At 74.7% G+C, this 13,158-nt stretch carries 12 protein-coding genes; 10 read left to right on the forward strand and 2 right to left on the reverse strand.

What is annotated here, in order from left to right; genetic code table 11:
* The first annotated feature begins 64 nt into the window (after window positions 1–64).
* Window positions 65–982: a lytic polysaccharide monooxygenase auxiliary activity family 9 protein gene (locus tag SM450_RS02190; protein ID WP_474617934.1), complete on the forward strand. Its 918-nt coding sequence runs from the start codon at window positions 65–67 to the stop codon at window positions 980–982.
* A gap of 3 nt (window positions 983–985) precedes the next feature.
* On the opposite strand, the gene mgrA is transcribed toward SM450_RS02190, so the two are convergent.
* Complete coding sequence (mgrA, locus tag SM450_RS02195; protein ID WP_474617935.1) at window positions 986–1,975, reverse strand: L-glyceraldehyde 3-phosphate reductase; 990 nt, start codon at window positions 1,973–1,975, stop codon at window positions 986–988.
* 66 nt (window positions 1,976–2,041) lie between these two features.
* Here mgrA and SM450_RS02200 point away from each other — a divergent pair, with 66 nt between their 5' ends.
* The 8 genes from SM450_RS02200 (at window position 2,042) to SM450_RS02235 (ending at window position 10,811) form a co-directional block, all read left to right on the forward strand.
* Complete coding sequence (locus tag SM450_RS02200; RefSeq protein ID WP_474617936.1) at window positions 2,042–3,010, forward strand: aldo/keto reductase; 969 nt, start codon at window positions 2,042–2,044, stop codon at window positions 3,008–3,010.
* Between the two features lie 4 nt (window positions 3,011–3,014).
* Window positions 3,015–3,512 carry a hemerythrin domain-containing protein gene (locus SM450_RS02205; protein WP_474617937.1) on the forward strand — a complete coding sequence of 166 codons (498 nt, stop codon included), beginning with the start codon at window positions 3,015–3,017 and terminating at the stop codon, window positions 3,510–3,512.
* 60 nt (window positions 3,513–3,572) lie between these two features.
* On the forward strand, window positions 3,573–4,823 hold the full coding sequence (locus tag SM450_RS02210; RefSeq protein WP_474617938.1) for a sensor histidine kinase: 1,251 nt from the start codon (window positions 3,573–3,575) through the stop codon (window positions 4,821–4,823).
* Complete coding sequence (locus tag SM450_RS02215; RefSeq protein WP_474617939.1) at window positions 4,820–5,470, forward strand: response regulator; 651 nt, start codon at window positions 4,820–4,822, stop codon at window positions 5,468–5,470. Before SM450_RS02210 ends, SM450_RS02215 begins: the two co-directional genes overlap by 4 nt.
* Window positions 5,471–5,543: 73 nt before the next feature.
* Window positions 5,544–6,602, forward strand: a complete 1,059-nt coding sequence (locus tag SM450_RS02220) for a hypothetical protein (protein ID WP_474617940.1) — start codon at window positions 5,544–5,546, stop codon at window positions 6,600–6,602.
* Window positions 6,603–6,682: 80 nt separating this feature from the next.
* Complete coding sequence (locus SM450_RS02225) at window positions 6,683–8,173, forward strand: magnesium chelatase ATPase subunit I (RefSeq protein ID WP_474617941.1); 1,491 nt, start codon at window positions 6,683–6,685, stop codon at window positions 8,171–8,173.
* Window positions 8,174–8,175: 2 nt separating this feature from the next.
* Window positions 8,176–10,128, forward strand: a complete 1,953-nt coding sequence (locus tag SM450_RS02230) for a VWA domain-containing protein (protein WP_474617942.1) — start codon at window positions 8,176–8,178, stop codon at window positions 10,126–10,128.
* A 197-nt stretch (window positions 10,129–10,325) separates the two neighbouring features.
* The gene (locus SM450_RS02235) at window positions 10,326–10,811 is read left to right on the forward strand and encodes a hypothetical protein (RefSeq protein ID WP_474617943.1); all 486 of its coding nucleotides are present in this window, start codon (window positions 10,326–10,328) and stop codon (window positions 10,809–10,811) included.
* On the opposite strand, the gene SM450_RS02240 is transcribed toward SM450_RS02235, so the two are convergent.
* A complete protein-coding gene (locus tag SM450_RS02240; RefSeq protein WP_474617944.1) occupies window positions 10,785–11,798 on the reverse strand; it encodes a GlxA family transcriptional regulator in 1,014 nt (337 codons plus the stop codon). The two genes, SM450_RS02235 and SM450_RS02240, sit on opposite strands and share 27 nt — an antisense overlap.
* Window positions 11,799–11,817: 19 nt before the next feature.
* Between SM450_RS02240 and SM450_RS02245 the strand changes: the two genes are divergently transcribed.
* Window positions 11,818–13,158: an MFS transporter gene (locus SM450_RS02245; protein ID WP_474617945.1), complete on the forward strand. Its 1,341-nt coding sequence runs from the start codon at window positions 11,818–11,820 to the stop codon at window positions 13,156–13,158.

The raw sequence follows: 13,158 nt of genomic DNA on the forward strand, positions 1-13,158 counted from the left end.
GGCGTCGATGTGGATCGAACCATTGCCGCCCCGCGTCCGTACCAGTGCCCAGGAGGTCGATCACATGGGCACACGTCGCGCGCTCGTCGCGTTCGCCGCCGTCGCCGCGACGCTGCTGCTCACCGCCGTGCCGGCAAGCGCCCACGGCGCGCCGACCAGCCCGATGAGCCGGGGGGCGGCCTGCGGGCCGGAGGGCGGCCGGGCGGAGACGCCCGCCTGCCGGGCCGCGATCGCCGCCGGGGCGGCGGTGCGCGAGTGGGACAACATCCGGGTGGCGCGGATCGACGGGCGGGACCGGGAACGCATCCCGGACGGGGAGCTGTGCAGCGGCGGCCTCTCCGCCTACCGGGGACTGGACCTGCCCCGGGCCGACTGGCCGGCGACCACGTTGACCGCCGGCGCCCGGCACACCTTCCGTTACCGCACCACGATCCCGCACAAGGGCACGTTCCGGTTCTACGTCACCACCGACTCGTACGCCCCGGACCGCCGTCTGACCTGGGCGGACGTCGAGAGCAAGCCGTTCCTGGCGGTCACCGACCCGCCGATCCGCGACGGCGCGTACGAGATGCCGGGGCGGCTGCCGACCGGGCACACCGGGCGGCACATCATCTACGTCATCTGGCAGAACTCGAACACCCAGGACACCTACTACTCCTGCTCCGACGTCGTCTTCCGGGCGGCCTCGGGCGGCGCCGGGGCGCGTACCACCGGGAAGGCCACTCCGGCGGCGAGCGCGGCGGCCCCGCGTACCCTCGCCGAGCCGGCGACCGGCGACGAACCGGGGGTGCCGGTCGCGGCGGTGACCCAGACCGGCCCGGTGTCCCGGCCGCTCGTCATCGGCGCGGCGGCGGTGGTGGTGGTGGTCGCCGCGATGCTCGCCACCGTGGTCGGGCTGCGCCGCAGGCGGGCCGGCGGGCCGGCACCCGGACGGCCGTGCGGGGTCCGCAACCACCGCGCCGGGCGGCGCCGGATCTGGTGACGCTCAGCCGAGCAGGCGCTCGATCTCGGCCAGGTCATCCCCGGCGAGGTCCAGGTCGTCGAGCGCGGCGACGTTGCCCTCCAGTTGGGCGACGCTGCTCGCGCCGATGATCAGGCTGGTCATCCGCGGGTCGCGCAGCGCCCACACCAGGGCGAGCTGGGCCAGCGTCTGCCCCCGCCGCCGGGCCACCTCGGCGAGCGCGCGGATGGTCGCCATCTTCGCCTCGTCCAGGTCGTTCTCGTTCAGGAAGACGCTCGTCCGCACACGCGAGTCGGCCGGGATGCCGTCCAGGTAGCGGTCGGTGAGCAGGCCCTGGGCCAGCGGGCTGAACGCGATGCACCCGGCGCCGACCTGGGCCAGCGTGTCCAGCAGCCCGTCGGACTCGGTCCAGCGGTTGAGCATCGAGTACGACGGCTGGTTGATCAGCAGCGGGGTGCCCAGGTCGCGGAGGATCTCGGCGGCCCGGGCGGTCTGGTCCGAGTCGTAGTTGGAGATGCCGACGTAGAGCGCCCGGCCGGAGCGGACGATCGCGTCGAGCGCGCCCATCGTCTCCTCAAGCGGGGTCTCCGGGTCGAACCGGTGCGAGTAGAAGATGTCCACGTAGTCGAGGCCCATCCGGCGCAGCGACTGGTCCAGCGACGAGATCAGGTATTTCCGGGAGCCCCACTCGCCGTACGGGCCGGGCCACATCAGGTAGCCGGCCTTGCTCGACACCACAAGCTCGTCCCGGTAGGGCTTCAGGTCGGTGGCGAGCAGCCGGCCGAACGCCTCCTCCGCCGTGCCCGGCGGCGGACCGTAGTTGTTGGCCAGGTCGAAGTGGGTGATGCCGAGGTCGAAGGCGCGGCGGACGATGTCGCGCTGCCGCTCGAAGGGCCGGTCCGGCCCGAAGTTGTGCCACAGTCCGAGGGAGATGACGGGCAGCTTGAGCCCGCTGCGGCCACTGCGCCGGTAGCGCATCGTGTCGTAACGGTTGTCGCTGGCGAGGTAGGTCACCAGGTCATTCTGCCGCCACCGGCGAACGGGCGTGCGGTCCCCACCGGCGCGGGTAGCGTCGAGGTCATGCGTTTCGTGCGGCTCGACACCCCCAAGCCCATCTCGAAGATCGGCCTCGGCACGTGGCAGTTCGGCTCCCGCGAGTGGGGCTACGGGCCCGACTACGAGCGCCGGGCCGCCGAGATCGTGCGGCGGGCGCTCGACCTCGGGGTCACCCTCTTCGACACCGCCGAGCTGTACGGCTTCGGCCGCAGCGAACGCATCCTCGGCGCCGCGCTCGGCGACGACCGGGCGAAGGTCGTGGTGGCCAGCAAGATCTTCCCGCTGCTGCCGGTCGCGCCAGTGGTGCAGCAGCGGGCGGTCGCCTCCGCGGCCCGGCTCGGCGTCGACGGCATCGACCTCTACCAGGTGCACCAGGCGAACCCGGTGGTCGCCGACACCACCACCATGCGCGGCATGCGTTCGTTGCAGGACATCGGGCTGGTCGGCGAGGTCGGGGTCAGCAACTACGACCTGCGCCGGTGGCGGTTCGCCGAGGCCGCGCTGGGCCGCCGGGTGCTGAGCAACCAGGTCCGCTACAGCATGATCGACCGCGGCCCGGAGGAAGACCTGATTCCGTACGCGGAGCAGGCCGGCCGGATCGTCATCGCGTACAGCCCGCTGGCGCAGGGGTTCCTCTCCGGCCGTTACGACGCCTCGAACCCGCCGGCCGGTGCGGTGCGCCGGGCCAACCCGTACTTCCTGCCGGAGAACCTGGCACGCGGCGCCCAGCTCATCGCCACGCTGCGTGAGGTGGCCGACGCGCACGACGCCACGCCCAGCCAGATCGCGTTGGCGTACGTGCTGCGGCACCCGAACGTGGTGGCCATCCCCGGCGCGTCCGGGGTGGAGCAGGTGGAACGCAACGCCGCCGCCGCCGAGATCGACCTGGCCGACGACGAGTACGCCGCGCTCGTCGCCGCCGCGCACGCGTTCCGGCCGGTCACCGGCCTGGCCGCGGTGCCCCGGATGATCCGCGCCCGACTGGGGAAGTGACCGCATGGACGACATCACCGCACTGATCCTGGACGACCATGCAGCCTTCCGGCGCGGCTTCGCCCGGCTCGACGACGCCCGCGACCCGGCCGAGATGCTTGCGATCTGGGAGGCGCTCGCCCTGCACCTGGACATCCACGCCGAGGCGGAGGAGGCCATCCTCTACCCGCACCTGGTGAAGCACGGTGACGACGGCGAGGACGAGACCGCCGACGCCATCGGCGACCACAACAAGATCCGCGACGCGGTCGCCGAGTCCAAGCTGCACGAGGTCGGCTCGGACGCCTGGTGGGCGGCAGTGGGCACGGCCCGCAGGGAGAACAGCGAGCACCTCGCCGAGGAGGAGGACGAGGCGCTTCCCGACTTCCGCCGGCACGCGAGCGTGGAACTGCGAGCCGAGCTGGGGGCGCGCTGGCTCACGTTCTACGGCGAGCACAAGAACGGCCGGGACCTGCCGTTCCGCGACAAGGATCCGCAGCGCTACGTGCGGGACCACCGCTGAGGGACCGATCTCCCCGGCGCGGGGGAGTCGCCCGGCGGGGAGCGGCGGGACAATGACCTGATGACGGTCCGGGGCGTGTTCGCGCCGCTTGTGCGCGGCAGCACCTGGCGGCGGGCCGTCTTCCTGCTCCTCGGCGGCGTGCTCGCGCTGCCGTACGTGCTGCTGGTGGTGGCGTTCGCGCAGCTACTGACAAGCGCGGGGGTGCCGCGCCCGCTCGGCTTCGGGCTGCTGCTTGTCGGCGTCGGGCTGGCCGTGGTGCCGGTGTTCCTGGCCGGCAGCCGTGCGTTGGAGATCGCCGCCGCCCGGGCGCTGCTCGCGGTCGACCTGCCGGAGCCGCTGCCGGGCCACCGCCTCGACCGGGAGACCCGGCTGCGTGCGGCGCTCTGGATCGCCGTGCACCTGGCCACCGGCGCGGCGGTGCTGTTCGCCGCGATAAGCGCGTTCCCGATGGCGCTCGTCTTCGTCGCCGGACTGGCCGGGGTGGACGTCGGCGCGGTGTCGGACGAGCGCTTCGGCCCGTTCGACCCGGCCCGCCCGGTGCCGGCCGGGCTGGCCGGGGTGGCTGTGCTCGTCGCGCTCGGCTATGCGATGGCCGGGCTGGGCGCGCTCGCCGCCTCGATGGCGCCGGTGCTGCTCGGCCCGGCCCAGGCCGAACGGATCGCCACGCTCGAAGCGCGCGCCGTGCGGCTTGCCGAACGCAACCGGCTGGCCCGGGAACTGCACGACTCGGTGGGGCACGCGCTGACCGTGGCGACGCTCCAGGCCGGCGCCGGGCGGGAGCTGCTCGACACCGACCCGGAGTTCACCAGGCGGGCGCTGCGGGCCATCGAGGAAACCAGCCGGCGGGCCATGGACGACCTCGACCAGGTGCTCGGGCTGCTCCGCGAGACCGACGCCGGGCCGCCGGCCGCGCCCACCGCGCCGCAGCCCACCCTGGCCGGGCTGGACGGGCTTGTCGCCGCCGCCCGGGCCGCCGGGCTGGTCGTCGAACCCCGGGTCGCCGGCCCGCTGGACGCGCTGCCCGCGGTGGTGTCCCGCGAGGGCTACCGGATCGTGCAGGAAGGGCTTACCAACGCGGCCCGACACGGCCGGGGACCGGTCACGCTGCGGGTCGCCGTACCCCCGGAAGGGTTGGAGATCGAGCTGGTGAACGCCGTACGCGGCGCGAAACGGGCGACCGGCGGCGGGCGTGGGCTGGACGGCATGCGGGAACGGGTGCTGCTGCTCGGCGGGCGGCTCGACGCCGGCCCGGAAGGGGAGCGCTGGCGGGTCCGCGCCACCCTGCCGGCGTCGAGGGAGGAGAACGGGTGACCATCGACGTGCTCATCGTCGACGACGACGAGCTGATCCGGGTCGGCCTGCGGGCCATCGTCGACGCCCAGCCGGACCTGCGCGTCGTCGGCGAGGCGGCGGACGGCGCGGAGGTGCCGCCGCTTGTGGCCAGGCTGCGACCGCGGGTGGTCCTGATGGACGTGCGGATGCCGGCCATCGACGGCATCCAGGCCACCCGCCGGCTGCTCGCCGCCTCCGCCGACCCGCCGCGCGTGCTCGTGGTCACCACGTTCGCCAACGACGAGTACATCTACGAGGCGCTGCGCGCCGGAGCGAGCGGGTTCCTGCTCAAACGGGCCCGCCCGGGTGAGGTGGTGGAGGCGATCCGGGTGGTGGCGGCCGGCGAGTCGCTGCTCTTCCCGGCCGCCATCCGGCAGCTCGTCGGCGCGTACGGGCGGAGCGGCGGCGACCGGCTCGACGCGGCCCGGCTGACCGAACGGGAGGGTGAGGTGCTGCGGCTGATGGCGGCCGGACTGTCCAACCCGGAGATCGCGGCCCGGCTGGTGCTCGGCGTGGAGACGGTCAAGACACACGTCGGGAACGTGCTGGCCAAGCTCGGGGTGCGGGACCGCACCCAGGCGGTGATCGCCGCGTACGAGTCGGGGTTCGTGGTCCCGACCGGCTGAGTCCCCCGGCCGGGGGAGACGCTTCACCCCGCCACGGGAGGGTTACGGATCGTCGACAGTCGAGGCTCGAACCATGACCGCCACGCTGCTCGCACCCACCCGTCACCGGTCCCGGACCGCGCCGCTCGCCGCCGGCTGGCTGGCGCTCTGGGGCGTACTCGCCCTGATCTCCGCCGTGACCGGCGGCGGCTACCCGTTCGGTGCCAACGACCGGGACCACCAGGTCAACCTGCTCCGGCTGGTGCCGGTGTCGGTCGGGCCGGCGCTGTTCGCGACGCTGCTGCTCACCGCCGCGGTCGTCGCGCTGGCCATGGCCGGGCCGGTTGCCCAGCCGTCCCGGCCGCTGCGCGCGCTGCTGCTCGGCTACGGCTGGACCGTCGCGTTCGTGCTTGCCGTGGTGGTGCCGGACACCCGGGTGCTGATCACCCTGGGCTACGCGCCGATCCTTCTCGTCGGGGCGCCGTTCGGGTGGCCGCCCGTCGACTACGGCGACGTGTTCACCTGGACGCTGCTGTGCAAGACCGCCGCGATGGCGGGCGGGGTGCTGCTCGCCCTGGCGGTGCTCGGCTGGCAACGCCGTACCGCCGGGGCCTGTGCCGCCTGCGGCCGGGCCGACGCCGAGCGGGGCTGGACCACCCCGGCCGCCGCGGCCCGCTGGGGTCGCTTGGCGGCCTGGACCGCCGCGATCATCCCCACCCTGTACGCGCTCACCCGGCTCGCCTGGGCCGCCGGCATCCCGCTCGGCATCTCCCGCGACTTCCTCGACGAGATGCGGGACACCGGCCTGGTCTGGGCGGGCGCCGGGCTGGGCGCCTTCGCGGTGGCCGGCGCGGTGCTCACGCTCGGCCTGGTCCGCCCCTGGGGCGAGCGGTTCCCCAGGTGGATGGTCGGCCTGGCCGGTCGGCGGGTGCCGGTGTCGCTGGCCGTGGCGCCCGCCACGCTGGTCGCGCTCTCGGTCACCGCGGGCTCCCTCGGGCTGGTCACCGCCCCCCGGTTCTGGGAGCTGACCGGCGGGTTCAGCCTGACCACCCTGCCGATGCTGCTCTGGCCGCTCTGGGGCGTGGCGCTCGGCGCGGCCACGTACGCCTACCTGCTGCGCCGCCGCGGCGTGTGCCGGCGCTGCGGGCGTTGACCACCCCCGGTGGTCGGTCCCGGTCACGGGGCGGGACCGACCACCGGGCGGTGCGGAAAAACTGAGCTAGCGTGGGGTGGGTGAGCGTTCACACCCAGATCTCCCCGGCCCCGCCGGCCGACCTGCCCGGCACGCTCGGCGCGCTGCGCGCGGCCGGCCACCACTACCGCACCGTCAAGCGGGAACTCCGCGACAACCTCCTGGCCCGGATGCGCTCCGGCGCGGACCGCTTCCCCGGCATCGTCGGCTATGCGGACACGGTGCTGCCCGAGGTCGAGCGGGCGCTGCTCGCCGGCCACGACATGGTGCTGCTCGGCGAGCGCGGCCAGGGCAAGACCCGGCTGATCCGCTCCCTCGGCGGGCTGCTCGACGAGTGGACCCCGGTGATCCCCGGGTCGGTGCTCAACGAGCACCCGATGCACCCGCTCACCCCGGCCTCCCGCGCGCTCGTCGACTCCGCCGGTGACGACCTGCCGATCGGCTGGCTGCACCGCTCGATGCGCTACGGCGAGAAGCTCGCCACGCCGGACACCAGCGTCGGCGACCTGATCGGCGACGTCGACCCGGTCCGCCTCGCCCAGGGGCGCACGCTCGGCGACCCGGAAACCATCCACTTCGGCCTGGTGCCGCGCACCAACCGGGGCGTGTTCGCCGTCAACGAGCTGCCCGACCTGGCCGAACGGATCCAGGTGGCGCTGCTCAACGTGCTTGAGGAACGCGACATCCAGGTCCGCGGCTACCAGTTGCGGCTGCCGCTGGACCTGCTGCTCGTCGCGAGCGCCAACCCGGAGGACTACACCAACCGGGGCCGGATCATCACCCCGCTCAAGGACCGCTTCGGCGCCGAGATCCGCACCCACTACCCGCTCGACCTGGAGCTGGAGCTGGCGCTGATCCGGCAGGAGGCCGACCTGGTCGCGAGCGTCCCGGAGCACGTGCTTGAGGTGCTCGCCCGGTTCGCCCGCGAGGTGCGCGAGTCGCCGTCGGTGGACCCGCGCTCCGGCGTATCCGCCCGGTTCGCCATCGCCGCCGCCGAGACCGTGGCCGCCGCCGCGCTGCGCCGCTCCGGCCTGCTCGCCGCTGAGGTGTTAGGCGGGGGCCCCGCCACATCCGAAAGCGTTAACCGGGGCCCCCGCCTAACACCCGAGGCGCCGGTGGCGCGCGTCGGCGACGCCGTGTCGGTGACCTCGACGCTGCGCGGGAAGGTGGAGTTCGAGAGCGGTGAGGAGGGGCGTGAGATCGAAGTCCTCGCGCACCTGCTGCGTACCGCCACGGCCGAGACGTTCCGGACCCGGCTGGCCGGGTTGGACCTGTCCGGCTTCACCGCGCTCGTGGCCGAGGGCGGCGCCGTCGAGACCGGGGAACTGGTCTCCTCGGCGGAGCTGCTGCGCCAGGTCGGCACCGTGCCGGGGCTGGCCAAGGTGCTCGACCGGCTCGGCCTCGGCGACGCGCCAAGCCCGGAGGAGGCCGCCGCCGGCATCGAGTTCGTGCTCGAAGGGCTGCACCTGACCCGCCGGCTGGGCAAGGACGTCACCGAGTCCGGGCGCACCGTCTACGGCGGCCGGGGCTGACCATGGCCGGCAACCGGTTCCGGTACGGGCAGTGGCGCGGCGGCCCCGACCCGCTCGCCCCACCGCACGACGTGCGTGCCGCGGTGGACGCGGTAGGCGCGGAGGTCCTCAACGGCGGCAGCCTGCGGGAGTCCCTGCGTGACCTGCTGCGGCGCGGCCCGGACGGGCGTGGCGGCCTGGCCGACCTCGCCGCCCGGGCGCGCCGCCTGCGCCGGGAGGCGCTGCGCCGAGGCGACCTGGACGGCGCGGTGACCCAGGCCCAGGCGCTGCTCGACCAGGCGCTCGCCGCCGAACGGGACGAGCTGCGGGGACGCGACGGCGACGACGCCCGGTTCGCCGAGGCGATGCTCGACAACCTGCCCCGGTCCACCGCGCGGGCGGTGTCGGAGCTCGCCGGGTACGACTGGGCCAGCGCCGAGGCCCGGCAGACCTACGAGCGGATCCTCGACGGGCTGCGCGGCGACGTGCTGGAGCAGCGCTTCGCCGGGCTGCGGGACGCGGCACGCGCCGCCGGCGACCCGGAGACGCAGCGGCACCTCGCCGAGATGATGGCCGACCTCAACGCCCTGCTCGCCCGGCACGCCCGCGCGGAGGACACCACAGACGCCTTCGCCGAGTTCATGCGCCGCCACGGCGAGTTCTTCCCGGAACGGCCCGGCAACGTCGAGGAGCTGATCGACGTGCTGGCCCGCCGGGCGGCGGCCGGGGAGCGGCTGATGCGGTCGCTGTCGGACCGGCAACGCGAGGAACTGGCCGGGCTGATGCGCCAGTCCCTCGGCGACCGGCTCGCCGGCGAGCTGACCCAGCTCGACGGTCACCTGCGGTCGCTGCGCCCCGACCTCAACTGGCAGCGGGGCGACCGGGTCCGCGGCGACCAGCCGCTCGGCTACGGCGAGGCGGCCGGCGCGCTCGACGAGATCGCCGAGCTGGACGAGCTGCTCGACTCCCTCGACCAGGACCAGCCCGGCGCCTCCCTGGACGACGTGGACGTCGACGCGGTGGCCCGGACGCTGGGCCGCGACGCCGCCGACGACGTACGCCGGTTGCGCGACCTGGAACGGGAGCTACGCCGCCAGGGCTGGGTGAGCCGGGACGCGGACGGGCTGACGCTCAGCCCGAAGGCGCTGCGCCGGCTCGCCGGCACCGCGCTGCGACGGGTCTTCGCCGACCTGACGGCCGGGCCGCGCGGCCAGCACGACCTGCGCTCGGCCGGGGCGGCCGGCGAGGTGAGCGGCGGCTCCCGCCCCTGGGAGTACGGCGACGAGCAACCCCTCGACGTGGTGCGCACGCTGACCCGCGCGGTCCGCCGGGCCGGCACCGGAGTGCCGGTGCAGCTCGCGGTCGAGGACTTCGAGGTGGTGGAGACCGAACGGCGGGCGTCCGCGGCGGTGGTGCTCTGCGTCGATCTGTCATACTCGATGATCTCGCAGGGGCGCTGGGGTCCGATGAAGCAGACCGCGCTGGCCCTGTCGCACCTGATGGCGACCCGGTTCCCGCAGGACGCGCTGCAGATCATCGGCTTCGGGCGGGAGGCGATGCCGCTGACCCAGCAGGAGCTGGCGGCGGCGGAGCCGGACATGCAGCAGGGCACCAACCTCCAGCACGCGTTACGGCTGGCCGGCCGGCACCTGCGCCGCCACCCCGGCGCCGAGCCGGTGGTGCTCGTGGTCACCGACGGCGAGCCCACCGCGCACCTGGACCCGGAGGACGGGGAGGCGTACTTCAACTGGCCGCCGCTGCCGGAGACCATCTCGGCGACGATCCGCGAGGTGGACCGGCTGACCCGGTACGGGGCCACGCTCAACCTGTTCATGCTCGGCGACGACCCGGGGCTGCGCCGGTTCGTGGACGCGGTGGCCCGCCGGTCGGGCGGCCGGATGTTCACCCCCGACCTGAACGACCTGGGCGAGTACGTCGTCTCCGACTACCTCCGCGCCCGCCACGGCCGCCGCTGACCCCGCCACCCGCGCCACTCCGCCGCGATCCCGCGTCGCCGCGACCCCGCAGATTCACGGAAAGTGTGCTCATCGCGCGCCGAATGGCCACGCTTTCCGTGAATCTGCGGGGCGGGGTGGGGTGGGTGGGACCCGTCTGGGTGAACCGGGTGGGGTAGTTGGGGTGCGGGCGGTGGCGGCGAGGGTTGGATGCGGGCATGGACGAGGTGGACGCCGTCGCGCTGCGGCGGGCGTACGACGAGTTGCTCGCGGAGGTGGACGCGGGCGGGTTCGGGCCGCCGCCGGAGGGCGAGCTGAGCGCCGAGCAGATCGTGGCGCACCTCGCCGCCAACGACGAGCTGATGAGCGAGGCTTCCGAGGCGGTGCTGGCCGGGTCGCCGTTCGCGTACTACGACCTGGACGCCGTCCACCGCCCGCAGCTCGATGCGTTGGTGTCCGAGTGCGGCGGGCTGGACGGGCTGGCCGTCCTGCTCCGGGCCACCAGCCGGAAACTGTGCTCGCTTGCGGAGCGGCTCGGTCCGGCCGCGGAGACGCCTGTGGAGACCGTGCTGCGCGAGGGCTTCGACCTCGACGTGGACGAATCGTTGCCCTGGGGGCGGGCCATGGACCTGCACATCCGGGTGCACCTGCCGATGCACCTGGCCCAGCTCCGCGCCCTACGTCGCCAGCCCCACCTGGCCTGAGACCGGAACCGGGGCCGAGGGCGCGCGGAAGGTGCGGCGGTAGGCGGTCGGGGACACGCCCACCCGGGTGTGGAAGTGCTGGCGCAGGGCGGCGGTGGTGCCGAAGCCGGCGTCGCGGGCGATCCGGTCGACGCTCAGGTCGGTGCTCTCCAGCAGCACCCGGGCGTGTTCGGTGCGTTGCTGGAGCAGCCACTGCGCCGGGCTGAGCCCGGTCTCGGAGCGGAAGTGCCTGGTGAACGTGCGGACGCTCATCCGCGCGTGCGCGGCCAGCTCACGCAGCGCGACAGGTTCGTGCAGCCGCTGCCGCGCCCACTCCCGGGTGTTCGCGGTCCCGGTCTGCGCGGCCCGGGGTACCGGCCGTTCGATGTACTGCGCCTGGCCGCCGTCGCGCCACGGCGGTACGACGCAACGCCGGGCCGCCCGGTTGGCCACCGCGCTGCCGTGGTCGGTCCGGATCACGTGCAGGCAGAGGTCGACGCCGGCGGCCACCCCGGCCGAGGTGAGCACCCGGCCGTCGTCGACGAAGAGCACGTCGGGGTCGAGCCGTACGCCGGGGTGCAGCCGGCGGAAGCGCGACGCGTAGGCCCAGTGGGTGGTGGCGGGCCGGCCGTCGAGCAGGCCGGCGGCGGCGAGCACGAACGCGCCGGTGCAGATGGACATGATGCGGGCGCCCCGGTCGTGGGCGGCGCGCAGCGCGGTCGCCACCTCGGCGGCCACCGTGCCGTCGGTGAGCGGCGGGCCCGCGTGGATGCCGGGAACGATCACCGTGTCGGCGGTTTCCAGCAGGTCGAGCCCGTGGTCGGGGAGCGCCTGGAAGCCGGCGGTGGTGCGCACCGGCCGGCCGCCCGCGGTGCAGGTGGTGACCGCGTACAGCGGGGTCCGGTCCTCGGTGCGGGCGGCGCCGAGGACCTGCGCCGGGGTGCCGAGGTCGAGGGCGACCACGCCGTCCAGGGCGAGGACGGCGACGCGGTGCGGTACGACGGGCATGGCCCGATTATTGCGCACGATGGCTTTCCGGCCACTCGTCCCGCACGCCCCGGCGTCCGAGACTCGGTGGGTGAGAAGACTCCATCCGGCCTGGCTCGTCGCCGCGGTCGCCTTCGTGGCCCTGGTCGGTGCCGCCGGCTTCCGCGCCACCCCCGGGGTGCTGCTGCACCCGTTGCACGCCGAGTTCGGCTGGCCGCTCGCCACCATCTCCGCCGCCGTCTCGGTTAACCTGCTGCTCTACGGCCTCACCGCCCCGTTCGCCGCCGCGCTTATGGACCGGTTCGGGATCCGCCGGGTGGTGGCCGGCGCGCTGCTGCTGGTGGCGGCCGGCAGCGGCCTGACCGTGGCGATGACCGAGAGCTGGCAGCTCATCCTCTGCTGGGGTGTGCTGGTCGGGCTGGGCACCGGCTCGATGGCGCTCGCCTTCGTGGCGACGGTCACCGGGCGCTGGTTCGTCAGGCGTCGTGGCCTGGTGACGGGCGTGCTCACCGCCGGCGGCGCGGCCGGTCAGCTCGTGTTCCTTCCGCTGCTCGCGGTGCTGGTGCGCGATCACGGCTGGCGCGCGGCGGCACTCGTCGTCGCCGGGGCCGCGCTCGCCGTCGTACCCCTCGTGGTGTGGTTGCTGCGCGAGCACCCGGCGGACCTCGGTCTTCCCGCCTACGGCGGGACCGGGGTCGTCCCGCCGGCCGGGGCGGAGGGCGGCGCGGCGGCCCGCGCGGTCGGCGCGCTCGCCGCCGCCGCGCGGACCCGGCCGTTCTGGCTGCTCGCGGGCGGCTTCGCGATCTGCGGCGCGACCACGAACGGGCTTGTGGGTACGCACTTCGTGCCGGCCGCGCACGACCACGGCATGCCGGAGACGACCGCCGCCGGCCTGCTCGCCCTGGTCGGGCTCTTCGACATCGTCGGCACGGTGGCCTCCGGCTGGCTGACCGACCGGGTCGACAGCCGGCTGCTGCTCGGTGCCTACTACGCGCTGCGCGGGGCGTCGCTGCTGGTGCTGCCGAGCCTGTTCGCCGGCTCGGCCCGGCCGAGCATGCTCGTCTTCATCGTGTTCTACGGGCTGGACTGGGTGGCGACCGTGCCGCCGACCGTGGCGTTGTGCCGGGAGTGGTTCGGCGCGTCCGGCGCGGTCGTGTTCGGCTGGGTGTTCGCCGCGCACCAGGCGGGCGCCGCGGTGGCGGCGACCGGCGCCGGCCTGGTCCGGGACCGGCTCGGCGACTACGCGGTGGCCTGGTACGTGGCCGGCGCGCTGTCGATCGGCGCGGCCGGGCTCTCCCTGTTGCTGCGTCGGCGGGGCACGACGGCGGCGTTCGTGCTGCCGGTGGCGGCCGGCCGGCGGGCCTGGAGCTATCGGGGCTGA

The sequence above is a fragment of the Micromonospora marincola genome (assembly GCF_056150385.1).